This window comes from Bacillus sp. FJAT-22090, assembly GCF_001278755.1.
GTDB lineage: Bacteria > Bacillota > Bacilli > Bacillales_A > Planococcaceae > Psychrobacillus.
Genome location: NZ_CP012601.1, coordinates 274,959 through 294,745 on the forward strand (window position 1 = coordinate 274,959; position 19,787 = coordinate 294,745).

Here is a 19,787-nt window from a genome sequence, read left to right on the forward strand (position 1 = left end):
TACTCCTTTTGTTAGATAGATTCAACTTCTATACGTTCTATAAAGTCTTCTTGTTTCATGATGTAATAAAATTCTACTGTATTTTTTTTTGTGAGTATAGACAGACGCGCTTCAATCTCATGCTTTATCACATTATTCTCTAATATGATATCTTTAATACGAATGCTTTCTATATATACCCCATTCTCTTTTAAATATTGATAAACCTTTTCTATATCTTCTTTATTGGGTACTAGTACCTTCAAAGATAATTCTCTCGATCGTAACCTTTTAGGTCCGATTTTAGTAAGTAGGGGAGGAATCAGTTCTATTCCTATTAATACTATACAAACTGATAAAGCCGCTTCTATATAAAAACCTGCGCCAACTGCAATACCAATTCCTCCAGCACCCCATATCATTGCAGCAGTAGTTAGTCCAGTAATACTATCGTTTCCTTTTCTTAAAATAACACCTGCACCTAAAAAACCGATACCACTTACAATTTGTGCTGCAAGACGTAGTGGATCCATTGTGATATTTATTCCATCTCGAGGATTTGCGGTATAAGCAGATTCAATCGAGATGTAAGTTAAGAGACAACTAAATGTAGCAATAACTATACTAGTTTTTAATCCAATCGGTTTTTTCTTTAATTCCCTTTCTATACCTATTATTAAACTTAATAATGCTGCCAAACATAATTTTAATATGATTTCCGTGTCTATTAAATAATGCTGAAGAAAATCCATTTTTAATTCCCCCATCTATATATTCTGTATATAATGATATGTAGAGTTTTCTATTTTAGATATACAATACCTTATTCTTATCTCATTAAACGTAATTTGCTATGAACAAGTAGTGTTAAATAAGGCTCTAACAATAGATAAGAGATTAAATGATAAGAAATTATAACTTTTTTTATAAAAAGGGTTGATTTTTGTTTGTTGAATAGATATACTAATACTTGTCCTTCGGAACGACAGTTAAACAATTTAAATTAATTTTAAAAAGTTGTTGACTTCGTAACTGAAAGAAGATATACTAATAAAGTCGCCTAAACGAGACGACAACATGAACATTGAAAACTGAACATGCAAAACGTTAAGACATAGCTTGAGAGACTAACTTCGGTTAGTCGGATAGCAAACAATTTTGACATCATTTAATGATGATGCCAGCAAAACAAAATGAGCTTTTTAAGTTCTCTATTATGGAGAGTTTGATCCTGGCTCAGGACGAACGCTGGCGGCGTGCCTAATACATGCAAGTCGAGCGGATGATGAAGAAGCTTGCTTCTTCTGATTTAGCGGCGGACGGGTGAGTAACACGTGGGCAACCTGCCCTGTAGATTGGGATAACTCCGGGAAACCGGGGCTAATACCGAATAATCCATTCCTTCTCATGGAGGGATGTTAAAAGACGGTTTCGGCTGTCACTACAGGATGGGCCCGCGGCGCATTAGCTAGTTGGTGAGGTAACGGCTCACCAAGGCGACGATGCGTAGCCGACCTGAGAGGGTGATCGGCCACACTGGGACTGAGACACGGCCCAGACTCCTACGGGAGGCAGCAGTAGGGAATCTTCCACAATGGACGAAAGTCTGATGGAGCAACGCCGCGTGAGTGAAGAAGGTTTTCGGATCGTAAAACTCTGTTGTGAGGGAAGAACAAGTACGAGAGTAACTGCTCGTACCTTGACGGTACCTCATTAGAAAGCCACGGCTAACTACGTGCCAGCAGCCGCGGTAATACGTAGGTGGCAAGCGTTGTCCGGAATTATTGGGCGTAAAGCGCGCGCAGGCGGTCCTTTAAGTCTGATGTGAAAGCCCACGGCTCAACCGTGGAGGGTCATTGGAAACTGGGGGACTTGAGTGCAGAAGAGGAAAGTGGAATTCCAAGTGTAGCGGTGAAATGCGTAGAGATTTGGAGGAACACCAGTGGCGAAGGCGACTTTCTGGTCTGTAACTGACGCTGAGGCGCGAAAGCGTGGGGAGCAAACAGGATTAGATACCCTGGTAGTCCACGCCGTAAACGATGAGTGCTAAGTGTTAGGGGGTTTCCGCCCCTTAGTGCTGCAGCTAACGCATTAAGCACTCCGCCTGGGGAGTACGGTCGCAAGACTGAAACTCAAAGGAATTGACGGGGGCCCGCACAAGCGGTGGAGCATGTGGTTTAATTCGAAGCAACGCGAAGAACCTTACCAGGTCTTGACATCCCGCTGACCGTCCTAGAGATAGGATTTTCCCTTCGGGGACAGCGGTGACAGGTGGTGCATGGTTGTCGTCAGCTCGTGTCGTGAGATGTTGGGTTAAGTCCCGCAACGAGCGCAACCCTTGATCTTAGTTGCCAGCATTCAGTTGGGCACTCTAAGGTGACTGCCGGTGATAAACCGGAGGAAGGTGGGGATGACGTCAAATCATCATGCCCCTTATGACCTGGGCTACACACGTGCTACAATGGACGGTACAGAGGGTCGCAACCCCGCGAGGGTGAGCTAATCCCATAAAACCGTTCTCAGTTCGGATTGTAGGCTGCAACTCGCCTACATGAAGCCGGAATCGCTAGTAATCGTGGATCAGCATGCCACGGTGAATACGTTCCCGGGCCTTGTACACACCGCCCGTCACACCACGAGAGTTTGTAACACCCGAAGTCGGTGGGGTAACCCTTTTGGGAGCCAGCCGCCGAAGGTGGGACAGATGATTGGGGTGAAGTCGTAACAAGGTAGCCGTATCGGAAGGTGCGGCTGGATCACCTCCTTTCTAAGGATAAACACGGAATACAGATCTTTATCTGTAGCTTAACGTTTTGCAGTTCAGTTTTGAATGTTCATTCATTTGAGCATTTCAAACTTGTTCTTTGAAAACTGGATAAAACGACATTGAAAGCAACAAATTCAAGAAATTCAATTTGTAATCACATTCGTGATTATTTTTTGTGTAGTACTTTTAACTACTATATTTGAGGGTTTCAAGACACAAGCAGTTCGAGGAAGCGAGTGAGTGAACACCGGAACGTACTAACGTACGTGAGGATGTGAACGAGCGAAGCTGACGAAGAAATGCGCCGTGTATTGAAAGCCGAATTAGGTTAAGTTAATAAGGGCGCACGGTGAATGCCTTGGCACTAGGAGCCGAAGAAGGACGGCACTAACACCGATATGCTCCGGGGAGCTGTAAGTGAGCTTTGATCCGGAGATTTCCGAATGGGGAAACCCACTGTTCGTAATGGAGCAGTACATTTGCGTGAATACATAGCGCATCTGTGGCACACCCAGGGAACTGAAACATCTAAGTACCTGGAGGAAGAGAAAGAAAAATCGATTCCCTGAGTAGCGGCGAGCGAAACGGGAAGAGCCCAAACCAAGAGGCTTGCCTCTTGGGGTTGTAGGACACTCAGCATAGAGTTACAAAGGAACGAGTTAGACGAAGCGATCTGGAAAGGTCCGCAGGATAGGGTAAAAGCCCCGTAGTCAAAAATTCGTTCTCTCTTGAGTGGATCCTGAGTACGGCGGAACACGTGAAATTCCGTCGGAATCCGGGAGGACCATCTCCCAAGGCTAAATACTCCCTAGTGACCGATAGTGAACCAGTACCGTGAGGGAAAGGTGAAAAGCACCCCGGAAGGGGAGTGAAATAGACCCTGAAACCGTGTGCCTACAAATAGTCAGAGCCCGTTAATGGGTGATGGCGTGCCTTTTGTAGAATGAACCGGCGAGTTACGATTACATGCAAGGTTAAGTCGAGGAGACGGAGCCGCAGCGAAAGCGAGTCTGAATAGGGCGAATGAGTATGTGGTCGTAGACCCGAAACCAGGTGATCTACCCATGTCCAGGATGAAGGTAAGGTAACACTTACTGGAGGTCCGAACCCACGCACGTTGAAAAGTGCGGGGATGAGGTGTGGGTAGCGGAGAAATTCCAATCGAACCTGGAGATAGCTGGTTCTCTCCGAAATAGCTTTAGGGCTAGCCTCAAACGCGAGAATCTTGGAGGTAGAGCACTGTTTGGACTAGGGGCCCATCCCGGGTTACCGAATTCAGACAAACTCCGAATGCCAATGATTTATGTTTGGGAGTCAGACTGCGAGTGATAAGATCCGTAGTCAAGAGGGAAACAGCCCAGACCACCAGCTAAGGTCCCCAAGTATTTGTTAAGTGGAAAAGGATGTGGCGTTGCTTAGACAACCAGGATGTTGGCTTAGAAGCAGCCATCATTTAAAGAGTGCGTAATAGCTCACTGGTCGAGTGACGCTGCGCCGAAAATGTATCGGGGCTAAACAAATCACCGAAGCTGTGGATTGATACCTATGGTATCAGTGGTAGGAGAGCGTTCTAAGGGCGTTGAAGTCAGACCGGAAGGACTGGTGGAGCGCTTAGAAGTGAGAATGCCGGTATGAGTAGCGAAAGATGGGTGAGAATCCCATCCACCGTATGACTAAGGTTTCCTGAGGAAGGCTCGTCCGCTCAGGGTTAGTCGGGACCTAAGTCGAGGCCGATAGGCGTAGACGATGGACAACAGGTTGATATTCCTGTACCACCACCCCGCCGTTTGAGTGATGGGGGGACGCAGTAGGATAGGGTAAGCGTGCTGTTGGTTATGCACGTCCAAGCAGTGAGGTGTGAGTGTAGGCAAATCCGCACTCTGTAACATTGAGCTGTGATGGCGAGGACGAATGTCCGGAGTTCCTGATTTCACACTGCCAAGAAAAGCCTCTAACGAGGCGGGAGGTGCCCGTACCGCAAACCGACACAGGTAGTCGAGGAGAGAATCCTAAGGTGAGCGAGAGAACTCTCGTTAAGGAACTCGGCAAAATGACCCCGTAACTTCGGGAGAAGGGGTGCTCTTTTGGGTGCATAGCCCAGAAGAGCCGCAGTGAATAGGCCCAGGCGACTGTTTAGCAAAAACACAGGTCTCTGCAAAACCGTAAGGTGAAGTATAGGGGCTGACGCCTGCCCGGTGCTGGAAGGTTAAGAGGAGTGCTTAGCGCAAGCGAAGGTGCGAATTGAAGCCCCAGTAAACGGCGGCCGTAACTATAACGGTCCTAAGGTAGCGAAATTCCTTGTCGGGTAAGTTCCGACCCGCACGAAAGGCGTAACGATCTGGGCACTGTCTCAACGAGAGACTCGGTGAAATTATAGTACCTGTGAAGATGCAGGTTACCCGCGACAGGACGGAAAGACCCCGTGGAGCTTTACTGTAGCTTGATATTGAATTTTGGTGCAACTTGTACAGGATAGGTAGGAGCCTTAGAGCCCGGAGCGCCAGCTTCGGAGGAGGCGTCGGTGGGATACTACCCTGGTTGTATTGAAATTCTAACCCATACCCGTAACCCGGGTAGGAGACAGTGTCAGGCGGGCAGTTTGACTGGGGCGGTCGCCTCCTAAAGTGTAACGGAGGCGCCCAAAGGTTCCCTCAGAATGGTTGGAAATCATTCGAAGAGTGTAAAGGCAGAAGGGAGCTTGACTGCGAGACCTACAAGTCGAGCAGGGTCGAAAGACGGGCTTAGTGATCCGGTGGTTCCGCATGGAAGGGCCATCGCTCAACGGATAAAAGCTACCCCGGGGATAACAGGCTTATCTCCCCCAAGAGTCCACATCGACGGGGAGGTTTGGCACCTCGATGTCGGCTCATCGCATCCTGGGGCTGTAGTCGGTCCCAAGGGTTGGGCTGTTCGCCCATTAAAGCGGTACGCGAGCTGGGTTCAGAACGTCGTGAGACAGTTCGGTCCCTATCCGTCGTGGGCGTAGGAAATTTGAGAGGAGCTGTCCTTAGTACGAGAGGACCGGGATGGACACACCGCTGGTGTACCAGTTGTTCTGCCAAGAGCATCGCTGGGTAGCTATGTGTGGACGGGATAAGTGCTGAAAGCATCTAAGCACGAAGCCCCCCTCAAGATGAGATTTCCCATTACGCAAGTAAGTAAGATCCCTCAAAGACGATGAGGTAGATAGGTTCGGGGTGGAAGCGTGGCGACACGTGCAGCTGACGAATACTAATCGATCGAGGACTTAACCAAATATGAATTTGCGAGCACCAATGTCTTTTATCCAGTTTTGAAAGAATAAAAATTTTATTAAAAAAACTCTTGTAAAATTCTACAGAGTTGATATAATAAAACTTGTCTTTCAATAATATTCAAGTCTAGTGATGATGGCGAAGAGGTCACACCCGTTCCCATACCGAACACGGAAGTTAAGCTCTTCAGCGCCGATGGTAGTTGGGGGTCTCCCCCTGTGAGAGTAGGACGTCGCTGGGCTTGCAATAAAAATACATAAGTATTTAACAATTGTATATTACCCAGGAGGATTAGCTCAGCTGGGAGAGCATCTGCCTTACAAGCAGAGGGTCGGCGGTTCGAGCCCGTCATCCTCCACCATATTATTCTTCGCCGGAGTAGCTCAACTGGTAGAGCAACTGACTTGTAATCAGTAGGTTGAGGGTTCAAGTCCTTTCTCCGGCACCATTTTTAGAGCCATTAGCTCAGTTGGTAGAGCATCTGACTTTTAATCAGAGGGTCGTAGGTTCGAATCCTACATGGCTCATCACTTTTTAAGTGAATAATGCATGCGGGTGTGGCGGAACTGGCAGACGCACTAGACTTAGGATCTAGCGCCGCAAGGCGTGGGGGTTCGACTCCCTTCACCCGCACCATTTAATTTAATAACCGAGCGGAAGTAGTTCAGTGGTAGAACACCACCTTGCCAAGGTGGGGGTCGCGAGTTCGAACCTCGTCTTCCGCTCCATAGATTCATTTAAGTGCCGGGGTGGCGGAACTGGCAGACGCACAGGACTTAAAATCCTGCGGTAGGTGACTACCGTACCGGTTCGATTCCGGTCCTCGGCACCACTTTTATGAAAAAGATATATGCGCCCGTAGCTCAATTGGATAGAGCGTCTGACTACGGATCAGAAGGTTGTGGGTTCGACTCCTGCCGGGCGCGCCATATAGACGGGAAGTAGCTCAGCTTGGTAGAGCACTTGGTTTGGGACCAAGGGGTCGCAGGTTCGAATCCTGTCTTCCCGACCAGTATTTATTAGTATGGGGCCTTAGCTCAGCTGGGAGAGCGCCTGCCTTGCACGCAGGAGGTCAGCGGTTCGATCCCGCTAGGCTCCACCATATTATAAAAGATTTAAAAACTTGGCGGCGTAGCTCAGCTGGCTAGAGCATTCGGTTCATACCCGAAAGGTCGTGGGTTCGACTCCCTCTGCCGCCATCTTAAGGACCTTTAGCTCAGTTGGTTAGAGCAGACGGCTCATAACCGTCCGGTCGCAGGTTCGAGTCCTGCAAGGTCCACCAACAATATTTCGGAGGAATACCCAAGTCTGGCTGAAGGGATCGGTCTTGAAAACCGACAGGCGGGTCAAACCGCGCGGGGGTTCGAATCCCTCTTCCTCCTCCATTTCAAAATTGTTGATGAAAGAATTAATTTCTTCATTCTACAAAACTTAATATATATTATTGTCGCGGGGTGGAGCAGTTCGGTAGCTCGTCGGGCTCATAACCCGAAGGTCACAGGTTCAAATCCTGTCCCCGCAACCAAATGGTCCCGTGGTGTAGCGGTTAACATGCCTGCCTGTCACGCAGGAGATCGCCGGTTCGATCCCGGTCGGGACCGCCATTTATTATTTAATAAATTAGAGATTTAGGGTAAGCAAGCAAATCGAGGAAGCAATCGAGTGAAAGAAGAAGCGTACTAAAGTACGTGACTGACTGAACGAGTGAAGCTGACGAAAAGATGAGCAGTTTAGCGTAAATCAATTAGAGATTTAGGATAAGCAAGCAAATCGAGGAAGCAATCGAGCGAAAGAAGGAACGTACTAAAGTACGTGACTGAATGAGTGAGTGAAGCTGACAAAGAGTTGCGCAGCTTAGCATAAATCGATTAGAGATTTGGAATAAGCAAGTAGATCGAGGAAGCAATTGAGTGAAGAAAGGCGCGTACTAAAGTACGTAACTGACTGAACGAATGCAGCTGACGAAGAGATACGTAGTTTAGTGCAAATCGAAGAAGGCTCAGTAGCTCAGTCGGTAGAGCAAAGGACTGAAAATCCTTGTGTCGGCGGTTCGATTCCGTCCTGAGCCACCATTTAATGCGGGTGTAGTTTAGTGGTAAAACCTCAGCCTTCCAAGCTGATGATGAGAGTTCGATTCTCTTCACCCGCTCCAATAATGGGCCTATAGCTCAGCTGGTTAGAGCGCACGCCTGATAAGCGTGAGGTCGATGGTTCGAGTCCATTTAGGCCCACCATTATTCCGAAGTAGCTCAGTGGTAGAGCAATCGGCTGTTAACCGATCGGTCGTAGGTTCGAGTCCTACCTTCGGAGCCATCATATGGGGAAGTACTCAAGTGGCTGAAGAGGCGCCCCTGCTAAGGGTGTAGGTCGGGCAACCGGCGCGAGGGTTCAAATCCCTCCTTCTCCGCCATATGTTTGGCCCCTTGGTCAAGCGGTTAAGACACCGCCCTTTCACGGCGGTAACACGGGTTCGAATCCCGTAGGGGTCATATTAAAAAGCATGTTTCCAATTCGGAAGCATGCTTTTTTTGTATATTTTTGTTTAATAACTATTTCTTTATTCTTTTCTAACTTACACAGAAGAAAATAGGATTCATTTATATCCTTTTTAATTATTTTGTAGTGGGCAATAAAAAAGCAAGGAAGTGTATAAACTTCCTTGCCTATTTTTGTTTTGCTTAGATGAAATAACCTATTAATAAGCCAATTCCAAGTAAGAAAACAAAAATTGTATTTGTAAGTGCTGTATCTTTCATCGCTAAACCAACTTCAAGTGGGTTTTCTTTCTCTTTAAAAAGTTTTATGGCATGTATTGGTTTCTTCAAACTTAATAGGACTAATAAAGCCCAAGGAGTAACAACTTGTAAAATAACTAACACAGCAATCCAGAGGTAGGACACAAGAAAGAAAGAAGTTAAAATAGTGATCGCATTTTTTCTTCCTACGAGGATAGCCATTGTTTTTCTGCCACCTTTTTTGTCTTCAACAATATCTCGAATATTGTTAGATAGCATAATTGCAGCTACAAGCAATGCACTTGGTATCGATAATAGGATCGCAGAGTTTGGTACAGAACCTACTTGAATGAAAGTAGATATTAGCACTATTAGCATTCCCATAACAATACCACTAAAAAGTTCTCCAAATGGGGTGTACGCTATCGGATAAGGTCCGCCAGTATATAAATATCCAATTAGCATACTGATTCCACCAACGACTAGTAACATCCAGGAAGATTCGTAGCATATATATATACCTAGTAAAGCTGCAAGTCCATATAACATTAATGCAAGTTGCAAAACAGTTTTAGGCTTTACACCATTACGAACAATTGCTCCTCCAATCCCGATGGATTCCTCACTGTCTAATCCTCGTACAAAATCATAATATTCGTTAAACATATTGGTAGCAGCCTGTATAAAAAGACAAGCGAATAACATTGCTAAAAAAATAAGCCAGTTAATATTTGTGTAATAAAGTGCAATCATCGTTCCTAAAAATACAGGAGCAAATGAAGCTGTTAATGTATGGGGTCTTGTTAATTTCCACCAAATTCGCCAACCTCTATCGGCTTGAAGTTCATGAGACATAGGTTTTTCTCTCCTTTTAAAGAATCAACCTCAATTTTAGCATATATTCATTGCTAAATGTGTGCCGAAAACGGTAGAAAGTTGTATGATTAAGGGTAGAGTAATTTAATAGATAATGAATGCATCATAAGGTTATTTAACGGAGGTAATATTTATGCCGAACACCACCGGTCAACAGAAAACAACATTACGTTTTTATACAGAAACTATCGAAGTATCAAGATTGTCAGCTCATGCTTTTTTCGAGGCGGGAGATGAAAGCTATAAAGGAAAGCGATTTTTCTGGCAAAATAAAGAGAAGTCTTTTACATTAGTCGGTTTAGGACATGCTCATATACTTACTAATGAACTAGAAGATACTAGATATACGGATATCGCTACTAAATGGAAAGAGTTATGTGAGACTTCATTAAAAGAGAAAATTGACGTTTCTCCTATTCTATTTGGTGCTTTCTCTTTTGATCCTAAAAATAACATTTCATCTGAGTGGGATACATTCCCATCTAGTTTTTTTGCTGTTCCAACATTTCAGCTTGTAATTAAAAATGAACAAGCATTTGTAAGTGTTCATTATATTACAGAGGAAGAAGATAGTATGGAGCCGTTTGAGCGATTACGGATGGAACGTGATGCTTTGATTCATACTGCACAGGTAAAAGAACTAAAAGTTCATGAAAAACCTCATTTAATTGGACGTGAAGACCGATTAAAAAATGAATATTTGCAAGCTGTAGAGAAAGTAACAAATCAAATTCGGAACAACGAAGTTAATAAGGTAGTAATAGGTCGTTCTCTAAAGCTTACCTTTGATAAAAACTTCTCCTCTTCCACAGCAATTTATAATGCATCATTAGAGCAACCGGAAAGTTATTTATTTGGATTAGAGAAGGATGATAAAATCTTTTTTGGAGCTACACCAGAGAGATTAGTAAAAGTAGAAAGCGGTCACGTATTATCAGCAGGACTTGCTGGTTCTGTTAGACGTGGTAAAAATTCGATGGAAGACAAACAACTAGGCGAAGGCTTATTGGCAGATAGCAAAAACCTTGGAGAACATCAATTTGTTGTTGAGATGATTCGAAAAGTGTTTAATCAATATTGTGAAGATGTTAGGATTCCATCAAGGCCAAAATTAATGAAAATTAGAGATATACAGCACTTATTTACTCCAATTGAAGGGAAAGTAAAAAAAGGAGTATCCCTATTTGAATTTGTTGAGGCGTTGCATCCTACACCTGCATTAGGTGGGGAACCTCGAAAAGAGGCAGTAGAAATTATTAGAGAAGCGGAAAAGATGAATCGTGGTTATTACGCAGCACCTATTGGATGGATCAATACAGATGGTGATGGAGAATTCGCGGTTGGTATCCGATCAGCATTAATAGAAAATGATCAGGCATATCTATTTGCAGGCGGTGGAATTGTTGCAGAGTCATCTTCTATAGAGGAATTTGAAGAAACTCGTGTGAAGTTTCGACCAATGCTTCGAACACTTGGAGGAAACATGAATGAATAACAGCAACTATTTAACAGCTTATGTAAATCATTTTGTAGAAACAGTGAAACAGTCGGGTGTTAAAGACGTTGTTATTTGTCCCGGCTCTAGATCAACTCCGTTGGCATATGGCTTTGCGAAAAGTGAAGGATTTGAGTTCTATCGTCAAATTGATGAAAGATCTGCTGCATTCTTTGCTTTAGGAATTGCAAAAGCAAAGAAATCCCCAGTCGTATTACTTTGCACATCGGGAACTGCAGCAGCGAACTTCTTTCCAGCAATTGTGGAAGCTTATTATGCACGAATCCCTTTGTTAGTTATTACAGCTGACAGACCACATGAATTAAGAGAAGTTGGTGCTCCTCAAGCGATTGATCAAATCCATTTGTTTGGAAAGCATGTGAAATGGACAGTTGACTTTCCGATACCAGAGGCAGATGAAGAAAGTTTACCCTTTATCGAACGTCATATTCAACGGGCGATTACTACTTCAAAAGCTTTTCCGATGGGTCCCGTGCATATTAATGTTCCATTTCGTGAGCCACTACTGATTAATATGGAGCAGCAACAACCCTTAACTCAGATTAGTCAGTCCGAGGTGGGGCAGCTTGTCCCTAGTCAACAATTTATTTCTTGGTATATAGAGCAGTTGCAAAAAGAAGACAAAGGATTATTCATTGTTGGTGATTCACTTCCAACAACCGAAGGATTTTGGGAATTTGCTAGAACAGTTCAATGGCCAGTTTTAGCAGATCCGTTATCTAATTTACGAAGTTCAGTTCCAGAGGATTGTATGCATTTATGTATCGATCAATATGATGCGCTATTAAAGGATAATTCCTTTAAAAAATACGCGGCACCAAATATAGTCATTCGTTTTGGTGCACAGCCTGTTTCAAAACCATTGACACAATTTTTAAAGGCATGTAAACCAAACGTATTCATCGCAGTAGATGAAAGTTCTGTTTTCCGCGACTCCCTACATATTGTGACACAGCATGTGCAAGTCGGTGCAGCTACCTTATGGAATCCAATTGAAGAAAAACAAGCTTCTACTTACTTAAAAGATTGGTCAAAAGCAAATGACATTGCAACAAAACATGTACAAGCTTATTTGGAAACAGAAGAAGACGAAGGTGCACTCGCTGCCACATTGTTTGAAGTATTATCAGATGGCGATTTTTTATTTGCAAGTAGTAGCATGCCAATTCGAGATGTAGATACCTTTTACAATAAAACAACGAAGGATATTCAAATATATGCAAATAGAGGGACTAACGGGATAGACGGTGTAGTTTCTACTGCTTTAGGGGTATATGCAGCTACTAAACGTCCTGGATATTTGCTAATTGGCGATTTAGCTTTTTTACATGATGTAAATGGGTTAATCGTAAGTAGGTTCCAAAAAACGGATCTCACTGTTGTAGTGATGAACAATGATGGGGGAGGTATTTTCTCTTATTTGCCACAATCAACAGAAACAAATTATTTTGAGCACTTATTTGGAACACCTACGGGTCTTAAATTTTCACATATTGCAGCTATGTATGATGCACAATATGATGCTGTACATACAAAAGAAGACTTCCATAAGGTGTTAAGTGAGCAAAAACGAAAAGATATTCGGATTATTGAAGTATTTACAAATCGTCAAGTGAATACAGAAACACACAGAAAGCTATGGACTGCTATTTCGAAGGAGTTAGACTCAGTTTGGAATTAATAAACTTAACTATACGAAATATTAGCATGCAAATAAAACGGTATAATTCGGGAGCAAAAAATAAGGTAGTTTTTCTTCATGGGTTTACTGGCTCTAGTGATACTTGGGAAGAAGTAATTACTTGTCTGCCAACATCTATGGACATCCTTACAGTTGACCTAATAGGTCACGGTCAAACATCAAAGCCAACTGATTTTGAACGCTATTATGTGGAAGAACAAATAGAGGACTTACACAGCCTATTTAAACAAATAAATTGGACTCATTTTACACTCGTTGGCTACTCTATGGGTGGTCGTTTAGCGCTTGCGTATGCAGCTAAATATCCAGTGTATAAATTGATACTTGAAAGTAGCTCACCAGGATTAGAATCTAAGGAAGAACGAATAAAAAGAAAGCAGGCAGATGAGATACTTGCGGAAAGAATAATAAATGAAGGAATTAGATCTTTTGTTGATTATTGGGAGAGTATTCCTTTGTTTCATTCGCAAAGGTCTTTGTCTCTTGGAAAACAGATGAAAATTCGCGAAGAGAGATTAGCAGGATCCAAAACAGGTCTCTCGAATAGTTTAAGGGGATTTAGTACAGGAGTGCAGCCTTCCTATTGGAATAAGTTAAAAGAGCTGAAAAATCCAACGGTGCTGCTTACTGGAGAGTTTGATCAAAAGTTTTATGAAATAGCAAAAAAAATGCAAAAAATACTTCCAAATAGTGCACACAAGCAGGTTAATAATGTTGGACATGCAATTCATGTGGAAAAACCTGAATTGTTTGCTACAATAGTAAAGGATATTATTTTAAAGGAGGAATAAAAATGACTCGTGAATGGACAACATTACATACATATGAAGACATTAAGTATGAATTCTATAATGGAATCGCTAAAGTGACGATCAATCGTCCTGAAGTACGAAATGCGTTTCGACCAAAAACAGTTATGGAGCTTATTGATGCTTTCTCACGTGCTCGTGATGACAAAAATATTGGTGTTATTATTTTGACTGGTGAGGGTGAGCACGCGTTCTGTTCAGGTGGGGACCAAAAAGTCCGCGGACATGGCGGATACGTGGGAGAAGACGAAATTCCTCGTTTAAATGTTTTGGATTTACAGCGTTTAATTCGTGTCATTCCAAAGCCAGTAGTAGCAATGGTAGCGGGATATGCAATTGGTGGAGGTCATGTACTACACGTAGTTTGTGACTTGACTATTGCAGCTGACAATGCAAGATTTGGTCAAACAGGACCTAGAGTTGGTTCTTTTGATGCTGGTTATGGTTCTGGCTATTTAGCTCGTATTGTTGGACATAAAAAGGCTCGTGAAATTTGGTATTTATGTCGTCAATACGATGCACAGCAAGCGCTTGATATGGGCTTAGTAAACACTGTAGTCCCATATGCACAATTAGAGGATGAAACGGTTCAATGGTGTGAGGAAATGCTTGAAATGAGTCCTACTGCACTTCGTTTCTTGAAAGCTGCTATGAATGCAGATACAGATGGTCTAGCAGGTCTGCAACAAATGGCAGGAGATGCTACACTTCTTTACTACACAACAGATGAAGCAAAAGAAGGTCGCGATGCTTTTAAAGAAAAACGTAAACCTGATTTTGGTCAATTCCCTCGTTTTCCATGATTTTTTAATGGAAAAAATGTAAGCAATGAAGCTGTCCTACTTTAGGGCAGCTTTTTTCTCTAAAGGAGATGAAGGTAAAAAATGTACCCAAATTTATTATTAAAACGTGCAAGCTTGACCCCAAATCGAATCGCACTAAGCTTTGGGGAGCAAGAATGGACATTTGCTCAATTGAATGAGGAGGCAACTTTATTTGCCAAACGACTACATTCTAAAGGTGTATTACCTGGAATGAGAGTAGCAATCTTAGCATCCTCTAGTGCTCAGTTAGTAATTGTTTTACATAGTTGTATGCAGCTTGGTTGTGAGCTAGTTCTGCTGAATGAACGTTTAACTGAGGAAGAATTAAGCTATCAATTACAAGATAGTAAAGCTGAATTTTTATTAGTTGATTCTTTTGACAAAAGAAATCTTTTTCATGTAAACAAGCTTTCCTTTACAGAGGTTGAAAGTGTAGAAGGAGTTTCGTTCAACTTAGAAACTGAGTGGCTAAAAGATCGCACCGTAACCATTATGTATACTTCAGGTACTACAGGCAAAGCAAAAGGGGTACGACAATCGCTTGATAATCATGTAATGAGTGCTACTGGATCCGCATTAAATTTAGGTGTACAACCAAATGATTGTTGGTTATGTACAGTTCCATTATTTCATATTAGTGGCTTCTCTATTTTAATGAGATCAGTTTTGTATGGTATGACTGTCCGTCTTCATACTAAATTTGATGCAGAAAAAGCAGTAGAGGAAATCTTAGGTGGGATAGTTACGGGAATGTCTCTTGTAGCTGTAATGCTCGAAAGAATAATTACCGTACTAGAAGAGAAAGATTTATCTTTCCCAAGTACTTTTAAATCAATGCTTGTTGGTGGTGGACCAGTACCTTTAAATTATTTAGAAAGAGCAATTGAACGGAACATTCCAGTTCTTCAAACATACGGTATGACCGAAACAGCCTCTCAAACAACAACTCTTTCAAGCGAGGATGCTATTCGTAAATTAGGATCAGCCGGTAAACCATTGTTCTTTGCGGACGTCCGAATAGATGGGGAAGAAAACATCGGTGAGATTTGTATTAAAGGCCCGCATGTAACAAGAGGATATGTAGGAGCTTCAGAATCGAAAAATCCATTAGTTAATGGGTGGCTTCATACTGGAGATGTTGGATATATTGATGATGAAGGATATTTGTTTGTTTTGGATCGTCGTTCTGATTTAATCATATCTGGTGGTGAAAATATATATCCAGCAGAAGTAGAGCAGGCTCTAATAGAACATCCAGCAGTAAGAGCAGCGGGTGTTACAGGAAAACGAGATGATAAATGGGGACAAGTTCCAATAGCATTTGTAGTTTTAAAAGAGAACGTGACTGAGGACGAATTAAAAGATTTCATGAAGACGCAAATTGCTTCCTATAAACAACCGGTGGATTACTACTTTGTCGAGCATTTACCTCGAAATGCCTCGAATAAGTTAATGCGTAGAGAGCTGATGAAGCTTATCATCGATTAAATAAAAAAGGAAACAAACCCCTTGTCTTATTGAAATAGAAAAGCCCAAAGAATTTTAAAATTTCTTTGGGCTTATTATTATTGTAAAGCAGTTCTCAATGTTTCTAGATTTTTGTTCATTAATGTGAAGTAGGTTTCCTTGTTTTTAATATCTTCTTTGGATAGTACACCTAAATTGTGTAATACTAAGCTTTTAGCTCCAACTTCTTGTTGAATTACTTCCGTTAGCTTGGATGAGACATTTTGTTCAAACAATATATACGATATGTTTTTATCCTTTGCAATGTCAATTATTTCTGTAAGCTCTTTTTGAGAAGGTTCGTCTTGTGAATTAAGACCAGCAACTGCTACTTGCTCTAAATCATAGGTATTTGCAATATAACCAAATGCTGAGTGTGAAACGAAAAATGTCTTGTTCGGTGAATTTTGTGCCATTTCACTAAAATCTGCATCCAATTGTTGTAACTCTACAATCAATTCCTCGTAATTATTTTCAAAAGCATCTTTTTGTGAAGGAGCAGCTTCTATAAGAGAATCTTTTATAGAAAGAGCAAGATTTTGACTTATTTTTGGAGAAATCCATACATGAGGATCTACCCCGCCATGATCGTGATGTTCGTGACCCTCTTCCGTATGCTCACTTGTTTCTTCCGATCCTTCGTCATGCTCGCTATGATGGTCTTCGTCCGTTGTTTCCTCATGCTCGCTATGAGATGCATCTAATTGATCGTCCGAAACTGCATCAATCGTTGCTACCATTCTAACATGCTCGTTTGCTAAAGTTTTTTTGGCATTCTCCACAAATCCTTCTAAACCTAGTCCTATATAGAAAAATAAGTCCGCATCCGCAAGTGACATCATATCTTGTTGAGTAGGTTCAAATGTATGTTCATTGGCACCAGCAGGATATATAGAGGACACAGAGACTGCATCTCCACCAATTCTTTCAGCAAAATATTGAAGAGGATAAACGGTCGTATAAATTTGTATTTCCTCGTTCTTTTCTTGAGTTGTTGCTTCTTCGACTGCATTATTACCGCAAGCTGCTGTAAATAAAATCAGTAGAACTATAAAAAATAGTAGAAGTGTCTTTTTCATTCGGTCATCTCCTAAATAGTAATGATTACGTTTTAATATTTTTGAACTTTTTAATCTTACAAGACAATATAAAAAAAAGCAAGAAAAAAAACCTTTGAAGTTATTATTTCTTCAAAGGCCATTCATCTGGAACAGGATCAATACCACCTTCATGAAATGGGTGACATTTAGATATTCTTTTTACAGTCAAGTATCCACCCTTAATTGCTCCATGCTTTTGTACAGCTTCTACACCGTAATGAGAACATGTTGGATAAAATCGGCAATTTGGTCCTGTCATAGGAGAGATAAACTTTTGATAGAAACGAAAAATTCCAATGATAATATATTTCATGCCTTATTCAGCATCCTTTGGTTTTGCATCAATACCAGTTGGCTTTTCATTCATCGCTATTTTATATAAAAAGGTAAATCCGAATATACTCAATAAAATTGCGCAACCTAAAATCCAAAATACCATATTATTTTCACTCCAATATACTATTCGTTATGTTTATTGTAAGTAATTGAGTGGTATATGAAAAGTGATTACAACTATTTGTCTAAGGAGAGTGTCGAAATTATGTCAGCAGCACTAAATAAAGAATTAAATAAACAAGTAGCAACTTGGTCGGTGATGTATACCAAATTACACAACTTTCATTGGTATGTAAAAGGGCCATCCTTTTTTACTTTACACGCAAAATTTGAAGAGCTTTACAATGAAGCAACGCTTAATATGGATGAAATTGCAGAGCGCCTTTTAACTCTAGGTGGTAATCCAGTTGCAACGTTAAAAGAACATTTAGAGCTTTCAGATGTAAAGGAAGCTACTAACCAGGAATCTGCCGATCAAATGGTAGAAGCAGTAGTAGCTGATTTTGATAAAATTATGAAGTCCCTAAAAAAAGGGATGGAAGAGGCAGCGAAAGATGAGGATGACATGACTGAAGATATTTTAAATGCTATTTACCAAAAAATCGAAAAACATCAATGGATGCTAAATGCATTTTTAGGTGATTCAAATAAATAAACTTTTTACTAAAGTTTCCGATATTAAACTTGTAAAAAGGAGGAATGATTATGGATATTAATTCCATTATGTCTTCACAGTTAATGGAGCTACAACAAACGGTTCAAATGAGCGTGTTGAAAAATGCTTTGAATATGGAAACAGTAGCTGCTGTAGGACTTTTAGAAAACATGCCTCAAACTTCTGCTCCACATCCTTATAAAGGGTCTGTTGTAGATATTCAAGTTTAATAAAAAAACATGTACCCAAGTGGTGCATGTTTTTTTTATTTGGAGACATACTTAACAAAAAGGATGTGTGCAAATGGATTTGAAGAAAGTGTATGTTTCAGTTTCACACCGGAAAGTTTATATTTATCCGGATGAATCTCCATGGGAATATGAAATAGTAGCGGATCGTGAAATAATTCCTGTATTTCAAAAGCTTTTTGAGCAATTAAGTGATGCAGAAATGAGTAACTTTTGGAGAGCACATATTCCAATAAGATTATATCATTTAGATAAAGAAAATGATGAGTACGATATAAGAATGAAGAAATTATATGCGCTGATTCATGAATTTAGCAATGAAGAATCAAGATCACTAATAGAGTCACTTCCATATTTTAATGAAAGTAGGAGAGTATTCGTTGAGTAGAAAAAGTGGTTATATCAAACGTAAAGGTAATGAAAATAATACGAACTATCGTAATGTGAGTTCCCTATTGAACCAATCGCCTCAACTTAAATCGAAACAAAATATTGCACAAAATAGAGAAGAAGGAAATGAACATTATAAACTAGACCAACAATCGGAATAAGAAGCGAAAAGACTTAGCAGGAAGCTAAGTCTTTTTTCATATTTATGCTAACATAGTTAAATAAGGATACACTGGGAGGGCCTATGATAAAACAAATAATATTATTGATTGCTCCAACGATTATGATTTTCCTTGGGCTTGCTGTATTAAATAATGTTTTAATCACTTTTTTTCTTTTTTATGGGTGGTTATTGTTTGTTCCTCTAATTATCAGATTTTGGGATAAAAAAAGCAGATATCGTGTAATGCTACCACTAACCAAAAAGAATATTGTAGTGGGGCTTATTAGCGGTTTAGTGTGTTTATTTTCCATCTATAGTTTTGTATCTTATTTTCCAGTTATCGATATTACACATTTGAAGAGTTTGTTGGAAAAATGGGACTTTGTAGGAGCAAAGGTTATTTTATTTGTGCTAGTGTTAGTACTAATCAATCCTTTTTTAGAAGAATTTTATTGGAGAGAATTTATCTATTCTCGATTATTGGATAGAGTAGGCAATATTATGTCTATATTCATTCCCTCTTTTTTCTACAGCTTATATCATTTAATCATTGTAATAGAAATTTTTACTTTTCCTTTTAATGTGTTAGCAATACTCCCCGTTTTTTTAGCAGGCTGTATGTGGGGAATATTTCGATTTAAATTAAATTCTTTAACAGCACCAATTATCAGTCATAGTTTAGCTGATATAGGAATCATGCTCGGATATTGGTCTATTATCAATTAATTATTACGGTTAAATAGAGAACATGGATGTAAGCTTGACATACGCCACGTATGAAAATTCAGAGAATCAGTAGGTCCCTGGTATCTATCCTTTTCATGAACATTACACGTTTGCGATGAGCTTTGCACAGTACCGTTTAATAGCTTGGCATATCAACAATGAAGTATAACTAGGCGTAAAAAAAGACTTAGTAGTGAGGGA

Annotated in this window: 15 protein-coding genes, 20 tRNA genes and 3 rRNA genes; 33 read left to right on the top strand and 5 right to left on the bottom strand. The window is 41.0% G+C overall.

What is annotated here, in order from left to right; translation table 11 throughout:
* Window positions 1-11: 11 nt before the first annotated feature.
* Window positions 12-731, bottom strand: coding sequence for an MgtC/SapB family protein (locus AM499_RS01425; protein WP_053588540.1), 720 nt, complete (start codon window positions 729-731; stop codon window positions 12-14).
* Window positions 732-1,192: 461 nt separating this feature from the next.
* Between AM499_RS01425 and AM499_RS01430 the strand changes: the two genes are divergently transcribed.
* The 23 genes from AM499_RS01430 to AM499_RS01540 all read left to right on the top strand — a co-directional run bounded on the left by AM499_RS01430 (window position 1,193) and on the right by AM499_RS01540 (window position 8,489).
* Window positions 1,193-2,746: ribosomal RNA gene (locus tag AM499_RS01430) — 16S ribosomal RNA — on the top strand.
* A 326-nt stretch (window positions 2,747-3,072) separates the two neighbouring features.
* Window positions 3,073-6,001, top strand: a 23S ribosomal RNA gene (locus AM499_RS01435).
* A 124-nt stretch (window positions 6,002-6,125) separates the two neighbouring features.
* Window positions 6,126-6,241: ribosomal RNA gene (gene rrf, locus AM499_RS01440) — 5S ribosomal RNA — on the top strand.
* The 16S, 23S and 5S rRNA genes sit together here with 20 tRNA genes alongside, the layout of an rRNA operon.
* Before the next feature lie 44 nt (window positions 6,242-6,285).
* Window positions 6,286-6,361 (top strand) — tRNA-Val (locus AM499_RS01445).
* 11 nt (window positions 6,362-6,372) lie between these two features.
* A tRNA-Thr gene (locus AM499_RS01450) sits at window positions 6,373-6,448 on the top strand.
* 6 nt (window positions 6,449-6,454) lie between these two features.
* Window positions 6,455-6,527, top strand: a tRNA-Lys gene (locus AM499_RS01455).
* Window positions 6,528-6,551: 24 nt separating this feature from the next.
* Window positions 6,552-6,636, top strand: a tRNA-Leu gene (locus AM499_RS01460).
* A 17-nt stretch (window positions 6,637-6,653) separates the two neighbouring features.
* Window positions 6,654-6,728: transfer RNA gene (locus AM499_RS01465), tRNA-Gly, on the top strand.
* A gap of 15 nt (window positions 6,729-6,743) precedes the next feature.
* Window positions 6,744-6,832, top strand: a tRNA-Leu gene (locus tag AM499_RS01470).
* A gap of 20 nt (window positions 6,833-6,852) precedes the next feature.
* Window positions 6,853-6,929: transfer RNA gene (locus tag AM499_RS01475), tRNA-Arg, on the top strand.
* 6 nt (window positions 6,930-6,935) lie between these two features.
* Window positions 6,936-7,012 (top strand) — tRNA-Pro (locus tag AM499_RS01480).
* Between the two features lie 14 nt (window positions 7,013-7,026).
* A tRNA-Ala gene (locus AM499_RS01485) sits at window positions 7,027-7,102 on the top strand.
* A 23-nt stretch (window positions 7,103-7,125) separates the two neighbouring features.
* Window positions 7,126-7,199, top strand: a tRNA-Met gene (locus AM499_RS01490).
* Between the two features lie 6 nt (window positions 7,200-7,205).
* Window positions 7,206-7,282 (top strand) — tRNA-Ile (locus AM499_RS01495).
* A gap of 10 nt (window positions 7,283-7,292) precedes the next feature.
* Window positions 7,293-7,385: transfer RNA gene (locus AM499_RS01500), tRNA-Ser, on the top strand.
* 63 nt (window positions 7,386-7,448) lie between these two features.
* Window positions 7,449-7,525, top strand: a tRNA-Met gene (locus tag AM499_RS01505).
* 3 nt (window positions 7,526-7,528) lie between these two features.
* Window positions 7,529-7,604: transfer RNA gene (locus AM499_RS01510), tRNA-Asp, on the top strand.
* 392 nt (window positions 7,605-7,996) lie between these two features.
* Window positions 7,997-8,072: transfer RNA gene (locus AM499_RS01515), tRNA-Phe, on the top strand.
* 6 nt (window positions 8,073-8,078) lie between these two features.
* Window positions 8,079-8,152 (top strand) — tRNA-Gly (locus AM499_RS01520).
* A gap of 5 nt (window positions 8,153-8,157) precedes the next feature.
* Window positions 8,158-8,234: transfer RNA gene (locus AM499_RS01525), tRNA-Ile, on the top strand.
* 4 nt (window positions 8,235-8,238) lie between these two features.
* Window positions 8,239-8,313 (top strand) — tRNA-Asn (locus AM499_RS01530).
* A gap of 6 nt (window positions 8,314-8,319) precedes the next feature.
* Window positions 8,320-8,410, top strand: a tRNA-Ser gene (locus AM499_RS01535).
* A 7-nt stretch (window positions 8,411-8,417) separates the two neighbouring features.
* Window positions 8,418-8,489 (top strand) — tRNA-Glu (locus AM499_RS01540).
* A gap of 189 nt (window positions 8,490-8,678) precedes the next feature.
* On the opposite strand, the gene AM499_RS01545 is transcribed toward AM499_RS01540, so the two are convergent.
* Window positions 8,679-9,590, bottom strand: coding sequence for a 1,4-dihydroxy-2-naphthoate polyprenyltransferase (locus AM499_RS01545; RefSeq protein WP_053588541.1), 912 nt, complete (start codon window positions 9,588-9,590; stop codon window positions 8,679-8,681).
* A 154-nt stretch (window positions 9,591-9,744) separates the two neighbouring features.
* On the opposite strand from AM499_RS01545, the gene AM499_RS01550 reads away from it, so the two are divergent.
* The 5 genes from AM499_RS01550 to AM499_RS01570 all read left to right on the top strand — a co-directional run bounded on the left by AM499_RS01550 (window position 9,745) and on the right by AM499_RS01570 (window position 15,950).
* Entirely contained in the window at window positions 9,745-11,106 is a 1,362-nt protein-coding gene (locus AM499_RS01550) for an isochorismate synthase (RefSeq protein ID WP_053588542.1), read from the top strand.
* Window positions 11,099-12,808: a 2-succinyl-5-enolpyruvyl-6-hydroxy-3-cyclohexene-1-carboxylic-acid synthase gene (menD, locus tag AM499_RS01555; protein ID WP_053588543.1), complete on the top strand. Its 1,710-nt coding sequence runs from the start codon at window positions 11,099-11,101 to the stop codon at window positions 12,806-12,808. Before AM499_RS01550 ends, menD begins: the two co-directional genes overlap by 8 nt.
* The gene (gene menH, locus AM499_RS01560; RefSeq protein ID WP_053588544.1) at window positions 12,799-13,620 is read left to right on the top strand and encodes a 2-succinyl-6-hydroxy-2,4-cyclohexadiene-1-carboxylate synthase; all 822 of its coding nucleotides are present in this window, start codon (window positions 12,799-12,801) and stop codon (window positions 13,618-13,620) included. The genes menD and menH overlap by 10 nt, the downstream gene beginning before the upstream one ends.
* A gap of 2 nt (window positions 13,621-13,622) precedes the next feature.
* Window positions 13,623-14,441: a 1,4-dihydroxy-2-naphthoyl-CoA synthase gene (gene menB, locus AM499_RS01565; protein ID WP_053588545.1), complete on the top strand. Its 819-nt coding sequence runs from the start codon at window positions 13,623-13,625 to the stop codon at window positions 14,439-14,441.
* Window positions 14,442-14,522: 81 nt separating this feature from the next.
* A complete protein-coding gene (locus AM499_RS01570) occupies window positions 14,523-15,950 on the top strand; it encodes an o-succinylbenzoate--CoA ligase (protein WP_053588546.1) in 1,428 nt (475 codons plus the stop codon).
* Between the two features lie 77 nt (window positions 15,951-16,027).
* On the opposite strand, the gene AM499_RS01575 is transcribed toward AM499_RS01570, so the two are convergent.
* From AM499_RS01575 to AM499_RS22170, 3 genes are all read right to left on the bottom strand, one after another.
* Window positions 16,028-17,047, bottom strand: coding sequence for a metal ABC transporter solute-binding protein, Zn/Mn family (locus AM499_RS01575; RefSeq protein ID WP_053588547.1), 1,020 nt, complete (start codon window positions 17,045-17,047; stop codon window positions 16,028-16,030).
* Between the two features lie 103 nt (window positions 17,048-17,150).
* Window positions 17,151-17,381: a membrane protein insertion efficiency factor YidD gene (yidD, locus tag AM499_RS01580; protein WP_053588548.1), complete on the bottom strand. Its 231-nt coding sequence runs from the start codon at window positions 17,379-17,381 to the stop codon at window positions 17,151-17,153.
* 3 nt (window positions 17,382-17,384) lie between these two features.
* The gene (locus AM499_RS22170) at window positions 17,385-17,507 is read right to left on the bottom strand and encodes a hypothetical protein (protein ID WP_269432386.1); all 123 of its coding nucleotides are present in this window, start codon (window positions 17,505-17,507) and stop codon (window positions 17,385-17,387) included.
* 102 nt (window positions 17,508-17,609) lie between these two features.
* Between AM499_RS22170 and AM499_RS01585 the strand changes: the two genes are divergently transcribed.
* The 5 genes from AM499_RS01585 (at window position 17,610) to AM499_RS01600 (ending at window position 19,586) form a co-directional block, all read left to right on the top strand.
* Entirely contained in the window at window positions 17,610-18,059 is a 450-nt protein-coding gene (locus AM499_RS01585) for a Dps family protein (RefSeq protein ID WP_053588549.1), read from the top strand.
* A 50-nt stretch (window positions 18,060-18,109) separates the two neighbouring features.
* Window positions 18,110-18,289: a YjfB family protein gene (locus AM499_RS01590; protein WP_053588550.1), complete on the top strand. Its 180-nt coding sequence runs from the start codon at window positions 18,110-18,112 to the stop codon at window positions 18,287-18,289.
* Window positions 18,290-18,362: 73 nt separating this feature from the next.
* Complete coding sequence (locus tag AM499_RS01595; protein WP_231687515.1) at window positions 18,363-18,695, top strand: transposase; 333 nt, start codon at window positions 18,363-18,365, stop codon at window positions 18,693-18,695.
* Window positions 18,688-18,858, top strand: a complete 171-nt coding sequence (locus AM499_RS21540) for a hypothetical protein (protein ID WP_156316728.1) — start codon at window positions 18,688-18,690, stop codon at window positions 18,856-18,858. The genes AM499_RS01595 and AM499_RS21540 overlap by 8 nt, the downstream gene beginning before the upstream one ends.
* 83 nt (window positions 18,859-18,941) lie before the next feature.
* A complete protein-coding gene (locus AM499_RS01600) occupies window positions 18,942-19,586 on the top strand; it encodes a CPBP family intramembrane glutamic endopeptidase (RefSeq protein WP_231687516.1) in 645 nt (214 codons plus the stop codon).
* Window positions 19,587-19,787 lie beyond the last annotated feature (201 nt).